Below are 20,319 nucleotides of genomic sequence, written 5' to 3' on the forward strand. Positions count from 1 at the left end.
CGACGGTCGGCGCGCAGCACGGACCGCGCCCACCGGGTGGTGGGCGGGTCGTGCGGCGCGGGGCGCCGGGCGTCAGCCCTTGACGGCGCCCTGCATGATGCCCGCCACGAGCTGGCGGCCGGTGAAGATGAAGATGACGATGAGCGGCAGCGTGACGAGGAAGATCCCGGCCATGACAAGCGAGTAGTCGACGAAGAAGTTCGACTGCAGGGACCGCACCACGAGCGGCAGCGTCGGGTTGTTCTGGTTGAGCACGATGGACGGCCAGAAGAAGTTCGTCCACTGCTGCACGAACGTGAACAGGCCCAGCATGGCGGCGGCCGGGCGGGCCGCCGGCAGCGCGATGGACCAGAAGGTGCGGATCATGGACGCGCCGTCGACCCGGGCCGCCTCGATGAGCTCGTACGGGAGCGCCTCGCCGAGGTACTGCGTCATCCAGAAGACGCCGAACGCCGTGACGAGCGCGGGGACGATGACGGCCTGGAGCTTGCCGATCCACCCGAGGTCCGACATGAGGATGTACATCGGGATGACGCCGAGCTGCGTGGGCACCGCCATCGTCGCGATGACGAACACGAGCAGCGGGCCGCGGCCACGGAACCGGAGCTTCGCGAACGAGAAGCCGGCGAGGGTCGAGAACAGCACGACCGAGAGGGACGTGAGCACCGCGACGACCACGGAGTTCCAGGCGGCCTTCCAGAAGTTGATCGCGTCCGAGCTCATGACGTCGGCGAACCGGTCGAACAGGCTCGCGTCGGGCAGGAGCTGGGGCAGCGCGCTGCGCGAGATCTCCTCGGGCGTCGAGGAGCCGAGGATCAGCGTGAAGTACAGCGGGAACACCGAGATCAGCAGGACGATCCCGAGGATGGTGTACGTGACCCAGCGCGGGCGGCGCTGCGTGCCGCCGACGTTCTTCCCGGCGCTCCGGCGGCGGGACGCGGCGCGGGCCGCGCCCGGGCCGGCGGTCTGGGCGATGACGGGGACGGAGCTCATCGCTTCCTCCGGTCGGTCGGGCTGGCTGCGGTCGGGACGGACGCCTCGGTCCCCGCGGCGGAACGCTGCGCGGACATGGCGTCCTCGGCGCGCAGGCGCTTGCGCGCCTCCTGGCGGCGACGCACCCAGCGTGGCGGGCGCGGCTGCGCGTTCGACGTGGCGATCCGCCGGGTGACGAGGAAGTTGACGATGCCCACGAGGATGATGAGCAGGAACAGCAGCCACGCGACGGCGGCCGCACGGCCGAAGTTCTTCTGGTTGCCCCACGCGACGTCGTAGAGGTAGAGCACGGTCGTCATCCACTGCCGGTCGGCGCCGCCGAGACCCTGCGCGTCGAACATGCGCGGCTCGTCGAAGATCTGCAGGCCGCCGATCGTCGACGTGATGACGACGAAGATGATCGTGGCGCGGATCTGGGGGACGGTCACGGAGAAGAACTGGCGCACGCGCCCGGCGCCGTCGATGATCGCGGCCTCGTAGAGCTCGCGCGGCACGGCCTGCATCGCGGCGAGGAAGATCAGCGCGTTGTAGCCGGTCCAGCGGAAGTTCACCATCGACGCGATGGCGACGTGGCTCGCGAGGGCGTCGGCGTGCCAGCGGATCGGGTCGACGCCGACGAGGCCGAGCAGCTCGTTGATGAGCCCGTACTGGTCGGCGAACAGGCGGCCGAAGATCATCGAGACCGCGACGGGCGCGACGACGTACGGCAGCAGGACGCCCATGCGCCAGAACGTCGCGGCGCGCAGGTTCTGGTCGAGCAGGGCCGCGATCGCGATCGCGGCGATGACCTGCGGCACGGACGAGAGCACGAAGATCGAGACGGTGTTGCGCAGGGACTTCCAGAACGTCGGCTGCGCGAGGACGTCCGTGTAGTTCTGGAGACCGACGAAGTCGCCCTGGCCGCCGAGCAGGTTCCAGTCGTAGACCGACACCACGGCGGTGTACACGAGCGGGAAGAGTCCCGTGATCGCGAACAGGATGAAGAAGGGCGAGATGTAGAGGTAGGGCGAGACCTTGACGTCCCAGCGGCTGAGGCGCTGGGAGAAGCCGACGCGGCGCGGCGTGCGCGGCGGCGGCCCGCTGAGCCCCGGCGAGGGCTGGGTGGGCGTGAGGACGGCCATGTGGGATTCCTGGGCTGCTCGGTGGCGCTGGGTGGCTGCGGGTGCGGGGCGTCGTCCGCGGGCGGACGCGCGCGGGGCCGGGGGCGGCAGGTCGTGCCGCCCCCGGCCCCGTCAGGTCACAGGCCCAGGTCCTGGAAGGACTGGAGCGTCTTCTGCCACGAGGAGGCGGCGTCGTCCGTCTTCTCGACGTCCACGCGCTTGATGCCGTCCTGGACGGTCGTGTGGATCGAGAAGTAGTTCGCGCCCTTGAACGGCGCGCTGTCGATCGCGAGCGCACGGTTGACGAAGATCGTGCCGACCGGGGCGTCGTTGAAGAAGTCGTTCGTGAAGGACTGCACGGCGTCGGACTCCTGCGCCTCGAGCTGCGACGGGAACGTGCCCGCGTTCTCGAAGGCCGTCGTCTGCTGCGCCGGGTCGGTCAGCCACGCGGCGAGCTCCTTGGCCGCCTCGGCGTTCGGGCCGGAGGCCGGCACCGTGAGGAACGAGCCGCCCCAGTTGAGGCCGCCGCCGGGGAAGACGTCCGCGACGTTCCAGCCGGTGACGCCGCCCGAGCGCTCCTCGACCGGGCCGGTCATCCACGCGGGGCAGATCATCGTCGCGAAGCCGTCGTTCTGGAACGCGGCGTCCCAGTCGCCCGACCACTGCTCGAGGCCGGCGGAGAGCTCGTTCGTCGTCGACTGCTCGAGCACCGTGTCGTAGATGTCGATGATCGGCTGGTTGGACGCGAGGTCCTTGGGCGTGCCGTCGGACTCCTCGTAGGCGTTGTCGATCTGGTTGACCATCGCCTGCGAGATGGACATCGCGGAGTCGTACCAGGCCGAGTCGCTCGCGGCGACGAAGGTCTTGCCCGCGGCGAAGTAGTCGTCCCACGTGGCGTCCTCGCCACCGAGGAGCTCCGCCACACCGGCCGGGTCGCTCGGGAGGCCCGCGGCCTCGAAGAGGTCCTGGCGGTAGCAGATCGCGCTCGGGCCGATGTCGGTGCCGTAGCCGATGAGCTTGCCGTCGGTCGTCGTCGCCTGCTGGACCTTCCAGTCCACCCAGCGGCCGTCGAGCGACGAGTCGGTGAGGTCGGTGAAGAGGTCCGGGTACTGCATGAGCTCCGGGAGCCAGTCGACCTCGATGGCCTCGATGTCCGCGAGGCCCTCGCCGCCGGCGGCGAGCTTCGTGGTGAGGTTGGTCCGCGCGTCCTCGGACTTGGCGGCCTTCGTCTGCTTGACGGTGACGTTCGGGTGCTCCTCGGTGTACGCGGCGAGGAGCTCGTCCGTGTAGCCGAAGTCGTTGAACGTCGCGACGGTGAGCGTGATCTTGTCTCCGTCGCCGGAGCCCGTCGCGTCGTCGTCCGAGCCGGAGCCGCTCGAGCACGCGGTCAGGGTGAGGGTGATGGCCGCGAGGCCTGCGACGGCGGCGATCGCCTTGCGGGGCCGGCGGGTCGTACGGGTGCTGCTCAGCACGGTGACTCCCTTGTCGGTGGGGCGGGTCGTGGCAGCGCTCCCACCTCCAATGTGGTAGCGCTTCCACACAACGGCCTGATCGTGCGTTCCCGCCCGAACCCGTGTCAAGCCTGGGTCGGGTCCGCACGGGTGTGGTCGCGCTCCCACCGAGGTATCGCCGCAGGTCAGGGCGTTACGGCGACCTACCGCTTGGTCGGGTTCTGTGGAAATCGTTACCGGTTCGAGACCGGTCGCCGGGCCGGCGTCGCCGGGTCGCCGATCGGGTCCGGCCGGGCGCCGCTCGGTCGGTGGTCAGCGCGACAGCCACGCGAGACCGGCGGACTCCTCCGCGGCGAGCGCCGTCCGCACGGCCTCGGCCGCGGCCTGCTCGATCGCCCCGCCGAAGAGCGGCACGTTGGCCTTGACCTCGCCGTCGTAGCGCTCGACCGTGCCGTCCCCCTCCGGGGAGAGCGTCACGGTGCCCGTGAGGCGCACCGGTGCGCCCGTGATCTCGAGCGACACCGTGCCCGACCGCTCGCCGTCGCGCTCCGGCTCCCAGGCCTCCGCCTGCCGGATCTCGAGACGACCCCCGACGAACGAGCGGACGTGCGCCGGGATCTGGTCCGTGGGCAGCGTCCGCCGCACCGTGACGGTGAACCCCTCGTCCGGCCCGCCGGTGACGTCCACCTGCTCGACGTGGGCGCCCTCGCCGCCCGAGCGGGCGGCGCGCCAGCGGACGAACTCCTCGTCCGCGAGCATCGCCCCGACGGCGTGGACGGGGGCGGGGTAGCGGAGCTCGACGCTCAGGTGCACGGGACCTCCTCGGGCCCTGCGCCGGCCCGTGACGGGCCGGCCGACGGGACGGCTGACGGTTCGGGCGACCGCGCACGCGGGCGCTGAGGGGACTCTACCGGTCGCGCCCCTCTACGCTGGGGTCCGTGTCTGCCATGAGTGACCTCATCTCCCGCCACGCCGACCTCAGCCCGGCGGACAACGAGTGGTTGCACCTGCTCGTGGGCGACTGGCAGGTGATCTCCGACCTCGCGTTCGCCGACCTCGTGCTGTGGCTGCCCACGAGCGACGGCAACTTCGTCGCCGTCTCCCAGTGCCGGCCGTCGACGGGCGCGACCGTCCACTACGACGACATCGTCGGGTCGTTCGCCCCGGAGGGCCAGCGCCCGCAGCTCGAGCGCGCGCTCACCGAGGTGCGGTCGCAGCGCTCGCGCGAGCCGCGCTGGTTCGGCGCGTACGCCGTGCGCGAGGAGGCCATCCCGGTGCTGCACTCCGGGAAGGCGATCGCCGTCGTCGCGCGGCAGACCAACCTCGGGAGCGGGCGCACGCCCAGCCGCCTCGAGCTCAACTACGTCGAGGCCGCGGACGACCTCATCGCGATGATCTCGCGCGGGGAGTTCCCCTTCCCGAACGCCGCGACCGGGCCGCGTCGCGGCGCGCCGCGCGTCGGCGACGGCCTCATCCGGCTGAACTCCGAGGGCGAGGTCCTCTACGCGAGCCCCAACGCGCTGAGCTGCTTCCACCGCCTGGGGGTCATCGGTCCGCTCGTCGGGCGGTCGCTCGCCGAGGTGACGGCCGACCTCATCGAGCACCAGACCCCTGTGGACGAGTCGCTCCCGCTCGTCGTCATGGGCCGCGCGCCCTGGCGCACCGAGATCGAGGCGCAGCGCGTCGCGCTGTCGCTGCGCGCGCTCCCGCTCACCGAGTCCGGGCAGCGCATCGGCGCCGTCCTGCTGTGCCGCGACGTGTCGGAGCTGCGCCGCCGGGAGCGCGAGCTCATCACCAAGGACGCGACGATCCGCGAGATCCACCACCGCGTGAAGAACAACCTCCAGACCGTCGCGGCGCTCCTGCGGCTCCAGGCCCGGCGCATGGACGTCCCCGAGGCGCGCGCCGCGCTGGAGGAGGCGATGCGCCGCGTCGCGACGATCGCGCTCGTGCACGAGAGCCTGTCGCAGACGCTCGACGAGGAGGTGGAGTTCGACGACATGGTCGGTCGCGCGCTGCGCCTCGCGGCCGACGTCGCCTCCGCCGACACGAGCGTGCGCACCGTCCGCACGGGGAGCTTCGGGCTCGTGCCCGCGGAGGACGCGACCCCCCTCGCGCTCATCCTCACCGAGCTCGTCACGAACGCCGTCGAGCACGGCCTCGCGAAGCAGGAGACCGGCACGGTCGAGGTCGCGGTCGAGCGCGAGGGCTCGGCCCTGCGGATCGTCGTGGCGGACGACGGGGTCGGCATGCCCGACGGCGACGTCGCCCGGGCGGGCAAGGCCGCCAAGAGCGGCCTGGGGTCGCAGATCGTGCAGACCCTCGTGACGAACGAGCTCGGCGGCACCATCGAGTGGTCGCCGCGGCCCGGCGGGGGCACCCAGGTCGTGCTCGCGCTCGTGCTGCGCGACGGCAACCGCCAGGGCTGACCGGCCGGCACGACGGCGGCCGCCGCGCGGAGGCGCGCACGGCACGGGTCGTGGAGCGGAGGCACCGCACGACGACGGGCCGCCACCCCGGAGGGTGACGGCCCGTCGTGCTGCTCGACGCCCGGAGGCGGAGCAGCGTGTCGTGTTCAGCCGGCGCGGCGTGCGCGCGCGGTGCGGCGCTTGAGGGCGCGGCGCTCGTCCTCGGAGAGACCGCCCCAGACGCCGGCGTCCTGGCCGGACTCGATGGCCCACTTGAGGCACGTGTCGACGACGTCGCAGCGGCGGCAGACGGCCTTCGCCTCCTCGATCTGGAGGAGAGCAGGGCCGGTGTTCCCGATGGGGAAGAACAGCTCGGGGTCTTCGTCGAGGCAGGCTGCGCGGTGGCGCCAGTCCATGTTCGTCGTCTCCTTCGGGCAGAGGGGAGCCTGGTCGCGAGGTGATGACTCGTCGCTGGGCGACCCGGCAGGGGGCTGCCCGGGCCAAGGGCTCGAGGCGGGGGGTGATTGATGCTTGAACCAGGTTCACACCTCGTGAAGCACAGCACAAGGGGTTACGAGAAAGTTTCCGTCGCATGAATCGTGAGGCCTTCGTCACACGGGTGTGAAGCCGCAGGTCGGCGCGTACGCTGGGTGATCGTGCCCTCCCGCGAGCCCTCCGGAACCCCGCCCGAGCCCCGCCCGACGCCCCCGGGACCGTCGTCCGACGGGGGGCCGCGGCCGCCCGCGCTGACGGCGCTCGTCGCCGGGGTCGGCATCGAGATCGCCGCGCTCGCGGTGGGCGCCGTGCTGATCCTCGTCGAGCTCCTCCGCGGTGGTTCGCAGTCGTTCGGGGTGAGCGTCTTCCTCGTCGTCTTCGCCCTGGGCGTGGGGGCCGTGCTCGCCGCGAGCGTGCGCGGGCTGCTGCGCGGGCAGCGCTGGGCGCGGTCGCCCGTCGCGACCTGGCAGATCCTCCAGGGGGTCGTCGCGGTGAGCTCGCTCCAGGTGGGCGTGACCCCGTGGGTCGTCGTGGCGCTCGTGCTCGCCGTCGTGGTGCTCGTCCTCCTCATGCTGCGTCCCGTCGTCGAGGCGACCACGCGCGACGTCCGCCCGGCCGCCTGACTCCCGGGTCCTGACTCGGCCGTCACGGTCGGGCGACCTGGAGCGGCGCCAGCCGCGCGCCCTGGACCAGCACCCCGCGACCCGGTCGGGGCCGGCCGGGTTCGGCGAGCCACTCCAGCCCGTGCCCGAACACCTCGGCGCTCCCGCGTTCGCGCGGCGCGAGGACGATCCCGCTGCGCGCCCCGCGCAGGTCCGCGAGCGGACCGCGCAAGGCTGAGGCCGCGGCACCCGTGGTCGCCGACGCGAGCAGCACGAGCCCGTCACGGCACAGCGCCGCGAGCCGGTCGGCCTCCAGCACGCAGGGCTGGGTCAGCACGTCCAGGTCGTCGACCACCACGACCCGCGGCGCCGTCGCCCTGCTCGGGAACGTCTCAGCGCCCTGACCTGCTTCCAGCGTGTCGAGGAGGCGCGCGACGTCTGCCGGCGTGTACCGCCGCACGACGATCGCCCCGTTCCCGTTCCCTTTCTCGTTGCCGTTGCTGTGGCTCTTGCCGCTCGCTCTCCCGACGGCCGTCCTGCTCGAGCTCCTGGTCGGGTTGGTGGTGCGCGTCGTGCGTCCGTGGGTGGCCATCACGGCGCCCGCCAGCGCGTCGTCGCGGGTCACGACCGCGCGGAGCCGGCCGGTGGCGGCCGCGTGCCGGGCGAGCAGCGCGAGCGTGCTCGTGCGGCCGCTCCCGGGCGGCCCGACGACGAGCGCGCCGCGCCCGACGTCCATCCACAGCGTCCGCCCGTCGTCGCCGCCCCGGCCGACCGCGACCTCTGCGACGGCTCGGCTGTCCGGCTCCGCCACGACGGCGGCGGAGCTCGGGTAGCCCCCGCCCGGCGCGTGCCCGGCTACGTCGAGATCGACGGAGTCGACGTCGTCGGGCAGCGGGTGCAGCCGGAACGCGCCCCGGCGGGGTGGTGCCGGGCGCCGTGCTCGTCCTCGCGCGACGGTCGGTGGCAGCGCGACCTGGCACACGAGCGGGTCGCCCGGCCCGAGCCACACCGCCCGGCCGGGCGGTCCGCCCTGCCCGGCGAGCGCTGCTGGCACGCCCAGCGACACGTCGTCGTGGCGGTCGCGCGAGGCCAGCACCGCTCTGACGCCGACGAGCGACGCCAGGCCGCCGACCGTCGGCCCGCTCGCGCTCACGGCGACCGCCGTGGGGGAGTCGGCGAGCACGTCCGCGAGGGCGTCGGCGCCGGCCCCGCCCGCGACGCCGGCGAGCACGCCGCGCACGGCCTCGACGTCGTCCACGAGGAGGAGGGTGCGCCCGGTCGTGCGGTCGAGCCCCGCGGGTCGGGACTGACCGTCGTCGTGACCGGCCAGGAGCCGGAGAAGGCGGACGACACGGCGCGGGTCGCTCCGGTCCACGACCGTGCCGGTGCCGGGGTGCGCCGCGAGGTCCGCGAGCCCCGACCCGATCGCGTGGACCGCCCAGCCGCGGTCGAGCGCGGCCAGCCCGACGGTGCGCAGGGCCGTGGTGCGGCCCGACCGGGGCCGGCCCTGGACCGCGAGATGACCGTCGCGCGGGTCCCAGCGGACCACCGTGCGGCGCTGTAGGGCCGGCAGGTCACCGAGCGCGACGGGCAGCGCGCGGTCGTCGGAGCGCACCGCCTCGCCGTCGATCCCGTCGATCCCGTCGATCCCGTCGACCCTGGCGAGCTCGTCGGGCCCGACGCGAGCGGGCAGGGCGGGGAGCCACGGCGCGGGGTGGGGGCGCAGTCCCGAGCGCGCCGCGACCTCGCATGCCGCCGCGACGAGCAGCGGCAGGTGGTCGTCCGCCGAGCCCGGCACGGGCCCGCCCGGGCCGCGTCCAGCGCCCCACGGGTCCGCGAGCCGCACGCGCGCCTCCGGCAGGGCGAGCGGCCCGCCGGCTCGTGCGCACTGCACGGCCACCGGTGGCTCGGCGCCGCGGCGCAGGACCAGGCGCCCGGGCGTCGATGCCGGGACGCGGGCCGCGTGCGGCGAGTCGACGACGTCGCGCGAGTCGGCGACGTCCACGACCCGGAGCGCGATCCGCAGCGTGACGTTCGCCCGCACGTCGGCGCTGACGGCGCCCGCGGGCCGCTGCGTCGCGAGGACCAGGTGCACGCCGAGCGACCGGCCCTGCGCGGCAACACGCAGCAGCCCGGGCACGAGGTCGGGCAGGTCGTCGGCGAGCGCGCGGAACTCGTCCACCACGACCACGAGCCGCGCGAGCCGTCCCCGGGGGAGGGCGTCGATGCTCGCGACCTCCGCCGCGGCGAGGATCCGCTCGCGCCGGTGCAGCTCGGCCCGGAGCCCGGCCAGCGCCCGTCCCGCGAGCCCCGGGTCGAGGTCGGTCACCTGGCCCACGACGTGCGGCAGCCGGCCGCACGCCCCGAAGCTCGCGCCACCCTTGAAGTCGACGAGCGCGAACGACAGCTCGTCGGGCGAGCGTCCGAGCGCGAGCCCGGCGACCAGGGACTGCAGGAGCTCGGACTTCCCGGCGCCCGTCGTGCCGGCGACGAGCGCGTGCGGCCCCTCGCGGACGAGGTCGACGGCGACGGGCGCGCCCCCGGGCCCGACGCCGAGCACGGTCCGCAGGCCGTGCCCGTCCCGGCGGGCCGCGTCCTGCCAGCGCTCGGCGACCCACGTCGCGAGCCGGTCCGGCGCTCGCGGTGCGCCCAGCAGGGGACCGAGCGCGACCGCCGACGGCAGCGACCGCGCCGTGGGGTCGCCCGGGTCGGGCTCACCCGCACGGTCCCCGTCCCCGGTGCCCAGCCGGCCGAGGTGCTCGGCCGCGGCGAGCCGCCGCGCGAGGCCGAGCGCCCACCCGGCGCTCACGCCGACGTGCTCGCGCGGCGTCCGGGCGCCGTCGGGACCCGTGACGACGGCGACGGCTCCCGAGACGTCGACGAGCGTCCGGCACCACGCCGGGACCTGCGCCCGGTCCCCGAGCACCAGCAGCACGTCCGTGCCCACGGGTGCGCACCGCTCCCACGCCCGGGCGAGCTCGCCCGCAGGCACCGGGCCGTCGACGACGACGAGGCCGGGCGGGTCGGCGGCGGCCACGGCGTCGAGCGTCCGGACGGCGCGGGCGTGCGGCAGCCAGCGGCACCACGACCACGCGGGCGCGTCCTGCGCCGCGGGCCGCACCGTCAGTGGCGCCCCCGAGGCGAGTACCTCCACGAGCAGGGCCCGGGCCGCGGCGAGCGCGACGTCCCGGGGCCCGACGACGGCCACGCACCCGTCCGGCAGCCGGGCCCGCGACGGGCTCGTCCCACCCGACGCCGCGAGCGGCGCCCCGCCACCGGTCGCGCCCACGGACCCGCCGGACGTCGTGCCGACGGTCGTTCCCGGCGCCGCCCCTGACGACCCGGCGTGCGCCGAGAGAGCGCCCGCCGCCCCCGCTGCCCCCGCCAGGTCGGCGCCCGGGGCGAGCCGGGCGATCGTCGCCCAGAGCAGGACGTCGGCGGGCCGGGGGTGCAGCGGGTCCACCGGCACGGTGCCGGGGGCGGCCCCGACGTCCGGCGGGGCCCCGGGCGGTGCCGCGCGCTGCGCGGCGCGGCGACGGCGCGCCTCGGCGAGCGCGGGACCGAGAACCGCGAGCGGCCCGACGAGCGCGAGCAGCGCGAGGAGCGGTTGGCGCAGCGCCACCGCGAGCCCGACCGACGCGACGGCCGGCACGAGCGCGGTCGCGAGCGGCGCCGTCCCGAGGCGGCCGGCCTCGACGGGACGGTCCGGACCCACGGCCGGACCGGACCGCGGACCGTGCACGAGCGCGGGCCGCGCGCGCAGGGCGTAGGCGCCGTCGGGCGTCACCAGGGCGCGGCCGACGCGCCAGCGCACCGCGCGCCACGAGCCCACCCGCCGACCGGCCCGGGCCGGGCGCGCACGGAGGAGGGCCGCGTCGTCGGGCACCCTGCGCGTGCCGCGGGGCACGCGCACCCGCACCCGGGACCCGCGCCGCGTGGTGCGCCAGCGGACGTCGAGCCGGTCGACGCGGGTGCGTCCCCGGTCGCCGTGCCCGACGGCGACGAGCCGCCCGGCGTCCGGGCCGCCCAGGACCGCGACGTGCCGGGGCGCCGCGAGCACGTCCTCCGGCACGGGCCCGGCGTCGCGGCACCGGGGGGCCGACCCCGCCCGCACGACCGTGACCGTCGCCCCGGGGAGCAGCGGGCGCGAGCCGCAGCGCTGGTCGTCGTCGACGGGGACGCCGTCCACGGCCAGCGGCGCCGTGCGCAGCTCGGGACGGCACCCGAGGTCGGCGAGTGCGGGTCGCGCGTCGCCGAGGCGCGTGCCCGCGGCGAGCAGGACGTCCGTGCCCGGGTGGACGGTCACGCGCACCCACGCCCCGCCGTCGGTCCCGGGCGCGGGCGTGCTGCCCGGCGGTGCACCGGGAGCGAGGGGCGGGGCGGGGGAGAGCACCCGGCGATCGTGCCCGACGGCGGTCCGCACCGGCCGCGCACGACCGCGCCCCTGTGGACGGGGATCCGTCCACAGGGGCGCGCGTCGGCCGACGGCCGGTGGGGCGTGTCGCTCAGTCCACGGCGAGCGCCGCGACGGGCGACGTCCGGGCCGCGGTGCGGCCGGGGACGACGGAGGCGACGAGCCCCGCGACGAGCGCGACCACGAGCACGAGCGCGATGTCGCGCCACGGCACGGCGAGCGACACATCGCCCATGACGCTCAGCGCCGTGGCCGCTCCGGCCCACCCGTAGAGGACGCCCAGCACGATCCCGAGGACCGCCCCGACGCCCGCGATGAGCATGCCCTCGATCGCGAGCATCCAGCGCAGCTGGGAGCGGCTGAGGCCGATCGCCCGGAGCGTCGCGGACTCGCGTCGCCGCTCGATGACCGAGAGCGACAGCGTGTTCGCCACGCCGATGAGCGCGATGACGACCGCGACCGCGAGCAGCCCGATGATGACCCCGAGGATCGTGTCGATGACGCTCTGCATCGCCGCCCGCTCGACGGCGATCCCGGCGACCTCCACGGGCGTGTCCGACTCCACGACGGCGTCCTGGATCGCGGGGACCACCTGTGCGGCGGCGCCGGTGTCGTCGAGGCCGACCCACAGCCGGGACATGAGGCTCGTCGGGTCGACGGCGCGCGCGTCGTCGACGGTGAGCAGCCCGCCGGAGCCGATCCCCCCGGTGCGGACCGTCACGTCGAGCGTCTCGCCCGTCGGGCCCGTGAGCTCGGCGGTCTCGCCGTCCGCGAGGCCGTAGTTCTCCGCCTCGCCCTCCGAGAGGAGGAGCGTCCCGGGACCGAAGGCCGCGAGGTCGTCCGGCGTCCGCACCACGGAGCGTGCGGCGTCGGGGTCGGCCCCGTGGAACGACGTCTCGGTGCCGTCCGGCATGGTCACCGTCGCGGCGTACAGCTCGACGACGCGCGATACGCCCTCGGTACCGGAGACGGCGCGCACGACGTCGGACGGCACGGGCTCACCGGTCGACCCGTACGCGTCCGTCGCGACCATGACGTCGACGGGGTACTGGTCGTCGAGCGCGGCGTCGAGCGAGGTGCGGGCGCTCGCGGCGCCGGTCGACATCATCGCGACGAGCGTGACGCCGATGAGCAGCGCGGTGCTCGTCGCTGTGGTGCGGCGGGGGTTGCGCAGCGTGTTCGCGGTGGCGAGGCGCGCCGTCGACCCGGTGCCCGCGAGCAGGCGGCCGACGAACGACACGACGGCGGGCAGCCAGTAGACCGCTCCGACGAGGACGCCCACGAACGACAGCGCGCCGCCGGCGACCCCGGCGAGGAGCCCGATCTCGGGCTTGTCGGTGAGTCCGAGCCAGATCCCGCCCGCGAGGACGGCGACGCCGCCCAGCGTGAGCAGGGACGCGACGACGAGCCGCGCGCGGCCGCCCCCGCGCAGGATGCTCGGCGCGTCGGCCGGGCGCAGCGCCTCGAGCGGGGCGACGCGGGTCGCGGCGCGGGCGGGCGCGAGCGACGCGACGACCGTCACGAGCGTGCCGACCACGAGCGGCACGAGCACCACCACGGGCGTGACCGTGATGGTCGCGGGGACCGGGACGCCCAGGTCGGCGCCGCGCGCGACGAGCAGCGCGATCTGCGTGAGCAGGCCGCCCAGGACGATGCCGGCGAGCGACGACACGATGCCGAGGATCGTCGCCTCGGTGAGCACGGACCGGGCGAGCTGCGCCTTGTTCGCGCCGACCGCCCGCAGGAGCGCGAGGGTGCGCGTGCGCTGCGCGACGAGGACCTGGAACGTGTTCGCGATGACGAGCGCGGCGACGAGCAGCGCGACGGCGGCGAACGAGAGGATGACGTACGTGAAGACGTCCTGGTCGCCGGTCATCTTCCGCGCCTGCTCCTGCGCGTGCTCGTCCGGCGTGACGGCCTTCGCCCCGTCCGGCGAGGCAGCCACGAGCTCGGCGCGCGCCGTCTCGAGGTCCGTGCCGGGCGCGAGGGCCACCATCGCCGACGAGTAGGTGCGGGCCGGGTCGTCGGGCGTGGCCTGCGCGGCCTCCCAGGCGGCGACGTCCTCGGCCGGGACGACGACGGCGCCGCCCATCTGGGCGTACGCGCCGTACGGGTCGTCGGTCGTCCCGACGACGGTCAGCTTGTCGTGGACCTCCGTGTAGTCGCCGCCGTCGGGCGCGGTCTCGTCCCACACGTTGCGCGAGCTCGTGACGGTGTCGCCGATCCCGACGCCGAGGCGCTCGGCCACGGCGGTGGGCAGCGAGACCTGGCCCGACGCGGTGGGCATCGAGCCCTCGACGACCTCGAGCGCCTCGAAGCGCGGGTCGGACGGCGCCGGGACGCCGAGCTGGAACACGCGCTTCGCGCCGTGCGAGAGGTCGAGGTAGGTGAACGACGTGGCGTCGACGGCCTCGACGCCGGGCACGGAGCGCAGGGCCTCGACGTCGGGCGCGGTGAGGTCGTCCGGGGCGGACACGACGAGGTCGGCGTCCGCGTACTGCGCGGCGATCGAGTCGTTCGTGGTCTGGGTGATGACGTTGCCCGCGATGAGCGTCGCCGCGACGAAGGCCGTCCCGATGACGATCGCGACGCCGGCCGCGACGAGGCGGCCGATGCTGCGGCGCATCTGCGCCAGGGTGAGCCGGAACATCAGGCGCGCACCGCCTGCGACGCCGTCGGGGCGGGACCGTCGGTGCCGGCGTCGAGCGTGCGGAGCGCGTCGAGCCCCGCGAGCACCGACTCGGGCGTCGGGTCGGTGATGTCGCCCGCGATGCGCCCGTCGGCGATGAGCACGACGCGGTCCGCGTACGCGGCGGCCGTCGGGTCGTGCGTGACCATGATGATGGTGCGGCCGAGCTCGCGCACCGAGCGGCGCAGGAAGCTCAGCACCTCCGCGCCCGAGCGCGAGTCGAGGTTGCCCGTCGGCTCGTCGGCGAACACGACCTCCGGGCCGGCGATGAGGGCGCGCGCGATGGCGACGCGCTGCTGCTGCCCGCCGGACAGCTCGCTCGGGCGGTGGCTCAGGCGCGCCTCGAGGCCGAGCGTGCGCACGAGCGTCTCGAACCACGCACGGTCGACCTTGCCGCCCGCGAGCTCCACGGGGAGCGTGATGTTCTGCTCCGCCGTGAACATCGGCAGGAGGTTGAACGACTGGAACACGAAGCCCACGCGGTCGCGGCGCAGCTGCGTGAGCGCGTTGTCGTTGAGGCCCGTGACCTCGGTGTCCCCGATGAAGGCGTGCCCGCTCGTCGCGGTGTCGAGGCCCGCGAGCAGGTGCATGAGCGTCGACTTGCCCGAGCCCGACGGCCCCATGATGGCCGTGAAGTGTCCGCGCTCGAAGTCCACGTCGACGCCGTCGAGCGCGTGCACCGCCGCCTCGCCCGTGCCGTAGGTCTTGCGCAGCGTGCGGGCCCGCACCGCGGGCGGGCCGGCGGGGGCCGGGTCGGTGGGTCGGTACACGGTCGTGTCCACGTCGTCTCCTGGTTCGTCGTGCCGCACGCGGACCGGTGGTCGCGGGCGTGCGTCGGGATCGTGGACGACGCTACGGAGCAGGCCCGGCCCGCCGCGTCCGGCGACGGTCGGGTCATGGCCGCGGGCCGGGTCATCCTCTGGTCGTAGGAGTGCCCCGCCCAGGGTGGACACGACGACGCCCCACCGGTCGGGGACCGGTGGGGCGCGGGCGGAGCAGGTCAGGCGCCGGGGCGCACGAGCCCCGTCTCGTAGGCCGTCACGACGGCCTGCACGCGGTCGCGCGCACCGAGCTTGGCGAGGATGCGCCCGACGTGCGTCTTGACCGTCGCCTCGGCGACGAACAGGTCGCTCGCGATCTCGGTGTTGGAGCGGCCGCGCGCCATGAGCACGAGCACCTCGCGCTCGCGCTCGGTGAGGCCCTCGACGGCGGCGTGCGCGGGCGAGTCCTGGACCTGCTCGGCGGGCAGCGCCGTCACGAGGTGCTCGAGCAGGCGCCGCGTGGACGACGGCGCGATGACCGCGTCGCCACGGTGCACCGTGCGGATCGCGGCCAGCATCTCCTCGGGCGGCGCGTCCTTGAGCAGGAAGCCGCTCGCGCCCGAGCGGATGGCCTCGAGCACGTACTCGTCGAGGTCGAACGTCGTGAGGACGATGACCTTGGGGGCGTGCGCGCCGTCGGCCGCCGCCGCGGTGAGGCGGGCCGTCGTCTGGAGCCCGTCGAGGTGCGGCATGCGCACGTCCATGAGCACGACGTCGACCGCGTGGTCCGCGAGCAGGCGCAGCGCCTGGAGCCCGTCGCCCGCCTCGACGGCGACCGTGAGGTCGGGCTGGGAGTCGATCACCATGCGGAAGCCCGCGCGCACGAGCTGCTGGTCGTCGACGAGCGCGATGCGCACGGGGGCGTGCGGCTCGGTGGCGTACGCGTCGCCGGGCACGGGGAGGGCGTCGGTCATGGTGTCCTGTCGGTCGGTCTGGTCGGAGGGCTCGCGCGCGGGTCAGGGGGGCGGCGGGGGCGGGGCGAACAGGCCCGGCGCCGGTCCCGTGGCCGTCCTGCCCGGTCCCATCCTGCCCGACGGTCCCGACCTGCCCGGCAGCGCGGGCCCCGACGGCACGGGGCCAGACGGCGCGGGGCCCGGCGGCACAGGTCCCGACGGCGCGGGGCCGGGCGGCGCGGGCGAGCGACCGGGGACCGGCGGCACGGGCAGGCGCAGGTGCACGCGGAACCCGCCGCCCGCGCGCGGCCCCACCTGGACGGACCCGCCGAAGAGCGCGGCCCGCTCGCGCATGCCGAGCACGCCGTACCCGCCGGAGCGGGCGTCCTGCCGGGCCTCCGCCGCGCTGGAGGCGCCGCGGCCGTCGTCCTCGATCTCGAGGTCGAGGGTCGTGGCGCCCCAGCGCACGACGACCGTGACCTCCGGGTCCGGTCCCGCGTGCTTGAGGACGTTGGTGAGCGCCTCCTGGCAGACGCGGTAGACCGTGAGCCCGGCCCCGGGCGGCAGGGTGCGCGCCTCGCCCACGCGCACGAACGACACGCGCATCCCGCTGTCGCGCACCTGGGCGACGAGGCTCTCGAGGTCGGCGGCGTCAGGCTGCGGCGCGCGCTCGAGGGCGGCCGGCGGGGGGTTCCCCGGGAGCTGCTGCGTGGCCGCACCGGGTCCGGACGGCGAGCCCGGGCCGGGGACGCCGCCGCGCCCCGCGGGCAGCGCCAGGGTGCCCGCGGGCCCGACGGCGGCCCCCGGCGCGGGCGGGCGCGGCGGCTCGGACCGCAGCACGCCGAGCAGACGGCGCATGTCGGCCAGGGCGGTGCGGCCCGTCTCCGAGACGGTCGCGAGCGCGCGGGCCGCGGCGTCGGGGTCGTTGGCGGCGGCGTACCGGCCGCCGTCGGCCTGGGCGATGATGACGGACAGCGAGTGGGCCACGATGTCGTGCATCTCGCGGGCGATGCGCGCCCGCTCGGCGGCGGTCGCGATCTGGGCCTGCTGGTCGCGCTCGACCTCGAGGCGCTCGGCGCGGTCGACGAGCGCGGCGATCGTCTCGCGCCGGGACCGCCGCACGAGGCCGAACGCCCAGACGGCGAGGAACGTCATCCCGCCGAACGCGGACGTGAGGAACACCATGAGCGCGAGGTCGGTGAGCCGGCCCGACAGCAGCCCGAGCGCGACGCCCAGGACCACCGCGCCGACGAGCGAGGCGACGATCGCGGTGCGGTGCGCCCAGCGCGGCCCGTAGACCGTGACCGAGTAGAGCGCGACGAGCACGGCGAAGTCGGCGGGGAAGATGAGGAGGTAGCCCGCGAGCAGGTGCACGAGCGCGACCGAGTACACCGTGACCGCCGACGCGAGCGGGTGCGAGCGTCGCCAGGGGAGCGGCGCGAGGAGCAGCACGGCCCAGAACGCGGCCCAGCCGCCGCTCGTGCCGACGCCGCTCGCGCCGGACGCGGAGAACGCCGCCGACGCGGGCACGAACACCACCGCGAGGACGAGCGTGACGGTGAGGTCCACACCGAAGCGGTGCTCGTCGGACCACTGCCCGAGGCGCTCGTACCAACCCATGCGTCCAGCCTAGGCAGCGGGTGGTCGCGCGGCGTCCGACCAGGGTCGCAGAGTTCACCGGGCACGATGGGACCGAAGTCGTACTGATGCCCTAGCATGAGCGAATGACCCACGTACTGCTAGCGGAGGACGACCCGGCGATTGCCGAACCTTTGGCGCGCGCACTGACACGTGAGGGTTACAACGTCGTCGTCCAAGGAACTGGTCAAGGGGCGATCGACTCGGCCAGCGGTGCGGACATCGTGGTGCTCGATCTGGGCCTTCCGGACATGGACGGCCTCGACGTCGCACGCGAGATCCGTCACAAGGGCCTGACCACGCCCGTGCTCGTGCTCACCGCGCGCGCCGACGAGGTCGACCTCGTCGTGGGGCTCGACGCGGGCGCCGACGACTACGTCACCAAGCCGTTCCGCCTCGCGGAGCTCCTCGCCCGGGTCCGGGCGCTCCTGCGCCGCTCGCACGGCGAGCAGGTCGACGAGGAGGAGCTCGCGGCGCAGGACGTCCGCATCGACGTCTCCGCGCACCGGGCGTTCCAGGGCGAGCGCGAGCTCCACCTGACCACCAAGGAGTTCGAGCTGCTGCGCGTGCTCGTCGCGAGCGCGGGCTCGGTCGTCGTCCGCGACGCCCTGATGCGCGACGTGTGGGGCTCGGAGCCCGTCGGCTCGACGAAGACGCTCGACATGCACGTGTCGTGGCTGCGCCGCAAGCTCGGCGACGACGCCAACGCGCCGCGCTACATCTCGACCGTCCGGGGCCTCGGATTCCGCTTCGAGACCGGCGAGAGCTGACCGTCCCCTGACGGGACGAGGGACACGGGGAGCGAGGAGCAGCGTGCGGCGTCGGATGCTGCAGGCGACGGTGGCGGCCGTGGCCGTCGCCGTGATCCTCCTCGGGTTCCCCCTCGCCTTCTACGGCGCCCGGTTCGTGCTCCAGGGCGAGGTCGACGACGTCTCCTCCCGCGTGGAGCGCCTGTCCCGGTCCATCGACGCGCGCCTCGCGGCGGGCGACGAGATCCCCGACTACGTCATCGAGGACGCGGTCCAGCCGCGCGCGAGCGACCCGCCGGCGCACGTCTACGTCGCGCTGCCCGACGGCACGGTGCTCACGGCGGGCGACGAGGTCACCGGCCGCGAGATCGAGCAGCCCCTGCACTCCGACTCGGGCGCGCTCGTGACCCTCACCGTCTCCTACTGGGACGCCTATCTCCAGGCCGCGCAGGTCGTGCTGCTCGTCGTGGCCGCGGCGATCGTCGCGTTCGCCGCGGGCATCGGGATGGCCGTGTGGCAAGCGAACCGGATCGCCGCGCCGCTCGTGTACCTCGCGGCGTCGGCGGAGCAGCTCGGCTCGGGGCAGGTGCGCCCACGGCTCGAACCCTCGGGCGTCGAGGAGATCGACCTCGTCGCCGCCGAGCTCGCGCGCAGCTCCGACCGGCTCGCGGGCCGGCTCGCCGCGGAGCGCCAGTTCGCGGCCGACGCGTCGCACCAGCTCCGCACGCCCCTCACGGCCCTGAGCATGCGGCTCGAGGAGATCTCCCTCGCGTCCGACGACCCGGCCGTCCAGGAGGAGGCGCGGATCTCCCTCGAGCAGGTCGAGCGGCTGGTCGGGGTCGTCGACGACCTCCTCGCGTCGTCCCGGCGCGCGCAGGGCGGGACGACGGAGGCCGTGAGCCTGCTCGACGTCGTGCACCAGCAGGAGGAGGAGTGGGTGCCGACGTTCGCGAAGGCGGGGCGCCGCCTCGTCGTCGACGTGCCGCCCGAGTACCAGGTGCTCGCGACGCCCGGCGCGCTCGCGCAGGTCCTGGCCACGCTCATCGAGAACTCCCTCAAGCACGGCGGCGGCACGACGACGGTCCGCGCGCGCCCGTCCGGCACGAGCGGCGCCATCGTCACCGAGGTGTCCGACGAGGGCGCGGGCGTCCCCGACGACCTCGCGCCGCGCATCTTCGAGCGCGAGGTCACCTCGGGCGCGGGGACCGGCCTCGGCCTCGCGCTCGCCCGAGATCTCGCCGCGTCCGACGGCGGTCGCCTGGAGCTCGCGCAGCGTCGGCCCGCGGTCTTCGCGCTCTTCCTCGCGGGGGTGCCGCGACGCCTCGACCCGCGCGTCGTGCTGCCGACCGGGACGGCGGTCGCGGCCGGCGGCCGGCGTCGGCGCCGACGCGGCTGACACGTCCGGGACGCGCGCGGCTCAGTCGGCCCGCACGTCCGCAGGGGGGCGCGTCGCGCCGTCCGCGGTCTTCGCCGGGGTCGCGGCGTCGGGGCGGTCTCCCGTGAAGACGAGGTGGCGGTACGCGACGTAGCGAAACGCCGTGCCCAGGGCGAGCCCCACGACGTTCGCCGAGATGTTCTTGGCGAGCGGCGACGTCAGCCCGAGCGCGTACGTCGAGATCGCGAGGCACCCCACCGCGATGAGCATGCCGCCCACGTTGACGACGACGAACGCCGCGAGCTCCCGCCCGCGCGACTGCGTGCGCCGGTCCGAGAACGTCCAGTACCGGTTGCCGACCCACGCCACGAGCGTCGCGACGGCGACGGAGACGATCTTCGCGGTGAGCGGCTTGTGCCCGAGCAGCTCGCCCGGGCCGAAGCTGAGCAGGTTGAACAGGCCCAGGTCGACTACGTACGCGAGCGCGCCGACCGACCCGAACTTCGCGAGCTCGCGGACCCGCGCCAGCACGCGCTCGCGGCGCGACCCGGACGTCGCGGACGTCTCCGCTCGCCGGTCCAGGTCGCTCACCACCCCTCGAGGCTACCGGCCGGTCCTGGGCCCCGCCCGGGTGCCGTCCGCCGTCCGTCCGACGGGCGGTCGAAGGAGGGTCGACCCACTGCCAGGCACT

Annotated in this window: 15 protein-coding genes; 4 read left to right on the plus strand and 11 right to left on the minus strand. The window is 75.2% G+C overall.

Features of this window, described 5'->3' with window-relative positions; all coding sequences use genetic code 11:
• Nucleotides 1-72: 72 nt before the first annotated feature.
• The 4 genes from MT994_RS16525 to MT994_RS16540 all read right to left on the minus strand — a co-directional run bounded on the left by MT994_RS16525 (nucleotide 73) and on the right by MT994_RS16540 (nucleotide 4,357).
• Nucleotides 73-993, minus strand: coding sequence for a carbohydrate ABC transporter permease (locus tag MT994_RS16525; protein ID WP_034651858.1), 921 nt, complete (start codon nucleotides 991-993; stop codon nucleotides 73-75).
• Nucleotides 990-2,114, minus strand: coding sequence for a sugar ABC transporter permease (locus MT994_RS16530; RefSeq protein ID WP_051027891.1), 1,125 nt, complete (start codon nucleotides 2,112-2,114; stop codon nucleotides 990-992). Before MT994_RS16530 ends, MT994_RS16525 begins: the two co-directional genes overlap by 4 nt.
• A 116-nt stretch (nucleotides 2,115-2,230) precedes the next feature.
• Nucleotides 2,231-3,565, minus strand: a complete 1,335-nt coding sequence (locus MT994_RS16535) for an ABC transporter substrate-binding protein (protein ID WP_031315704.1) — start codon at nucleotides 3,563-3,565, stop codon at nucleotides 2,231-2,233.
• A 291-nt stretch (nucleotides 3,566-3,856) separates the two neighbouring features.
• A complete protein-coding gene (locus tag MT994_RS16540; RefSeq protein ID WP_021481970.1) occupies nucleotides 3,857-4,357 on the minus strand; it encodes a DUF2505 domain-containing protein in 501 nt (166 codons plus the stop codon).
• A 134-nt stretch (nucleotides 4,358-4,491) separates the two neighbouring features.
• Between MT994_RS16540 and MT994_RS16545 the strand changes: the two genes are divergently transcribed.
• On the plus strand, nucleotides 4,492-5,973 hold the full coding sequence (locus MT994_RS16545) for a PAS domain-containing sensor histidine kinase (protein WP_043653374.1): 1,482 nt from the start codon (nucleotides 4,492-4,494) through the stop codon (nucleotides 5,971-5,973).
• A gap of 146 nt (nucleotides 5,974-6,119) precedes the next feature.
• Here MT994_RS16545 and MT994_RS16550 read toward each other — a convergent pair whose 3' ends face one another.
• Complete coding sequence (locus MT994_RS16550; RefSeq protein WP_021481972.1) at nucleotides 6,120-6,368, minus strand: WhiB family transcriptional regulator; 249 nt, start codon at nucleotides 6,366-6,368, stop codon at nucleotides 6,120-6,122.
• A gap of 240 nt (nucleotides 6,369-6,608) precedes the next feature.
• Here MT994_RS16550 and MT994_RS16555 point away from each other — a divergent pair, with 240 nt between their 5' ends.
• A complete protein-coding gene (locus MT994_RS16555) occupies nucleotides 6,609-7,070 on the plus strand; it encodes a hypothetical protein (protein ID WP_354807123.1) in 462 nt (153 codons plus the stop codon).
• 22 nt (nucleotides 7,071-7,092) lie between these two features.
• On the opposite strand, the gene MT994_RS16560 is transcribed toward MT994_RS16555, so the two are convergent.
• The 5 genes from MT994_RS16560 to MT994_RS16580 form a co-directional block, all read right to left on the minus strand.
• Nucleotides 7,093-11,442, minus strand: a complete 4,350-nt coding sequence (locus MT994_RS16560; protein ID WP_354807124.1) for an FtsK/SpoIIIE domain-containing protein — start codon at nucleotides 11,440-11,442, stop codon at nucleotides 7,093-7,095.
• A gap of 112 nt (nucleotides 11,443-11,554) precedes the next feature.
• Nucleotides 11,555-14,089 carry an FtsX-like permease family protein gene (locus MT994_RS16565; RefSeq protein ID WP_354807125.1) on the minus strand — a complete coding sequence of 845 codons (2,535 nt, stop codon included), beginning with the start codon at nucleotides 14,087-14,089 and terminating at the stop codon, nucleotides 11,555-11,557.
• 23 nt (nucleotides 14,090-14,112) lie between these two features.
• On the minus strand, nucleotides 14,113-14,934 hold the full coding sequence (locus MT994_RS16570) for an ABC transporter ATP-binding protein (RefSeq protein ID WP_021482458.1): 822 nt from the start codon (nucleotides 14,932-14,934) through the stop codon (nucleotides 14,113-14,115).
• A gap of 218 nt (nucleotides 14,935-15,152) precedes the next feature.
• Nucleotides 15,153-15,887, minus strand: coding sequence for a response regulator transcription factor (locus tag MT994_RS16575; protein WP_021482457.1), 735 nt, complete (start codon nucleotides 15,885-15,887; stop codon nucleotides 15,153-15,155).
• 42 nt (nucleotides 15,888-15,929) lie between these two features.
• The gene (locus MT994_RS16580) at nucleotides 15,930-17,486 is read right to left on the minus strand and encodes a histidine kinase (RefSeq protein ID WP_354807127.1); all 1,557 of its coding nucleotides are present in this window, start codon (nucleotides 17,484-17,486) and stop codon (nucleotides 15,930-15,932) included.
• Between the two features lie 104 nt (nucleotides 17,487-17,590).
• Here MT994_RS16580 and MT994_RS16585 point away from each other — a divergent pair, with 104 nt between their 5' ends.
• Entirely contained in the window at nucleotides 17,591-18,274 is a 684-nt protein-coding gene (locus tag MT994_RS16585) for a response regulator transcription factor (RefSeq protein ID WP_031316534.1), read from the plus strand.
• Nucleotides 18,275-18,317: 43 nt separating this feature from the next.
• Nucleotides 18,318-19,649 carry an ATP-binding protein gene (locus MT994_RS16590; RefSeq protein WP_086150836.1) on the plus strand — a complete coding sequence of 444 codons (1,332 nt, stop codon included), beginning with the start codon at nucleotides 18,318-18,320 and terminating at the stop codon, nucleotides 19,647-19,649.
• A 21-nt stretch (nucleotides 19,650-19,670) separates the two neighbouring features.
• On the opposite strand, the gene MT994_RS16595 is transcribed toward MT994_RS16590, so the two are convergent.
• The gene (locus MT994_RS16595) at nucleotides 19,671-20,222 is read right to left on the minus strand and encodes a GtrA family protein (RefSeq protein ID WP_354807129.1); all 552 of its coding nucleotides are present in this window, start codon (nucleotides 20,220-20,222) and stop codon (nucleotides 19,671-19,673) included.
• Between the last annotated feature and the right edge of the window lie 97 nt (nucleotides 20,223-20,319).

The sequence above is a fragment of the Cellulosimicrobium sp. MI9406 genome (assembly GCF_040595865.1).
Classification (GTDB): domain Bacteria; phylum Actinomycetota; class Actinomycetes; order Actinomycetales; family Cellulomonadaceae; genus Cellulosimicrobium; species Cellulosimicrobium funkei.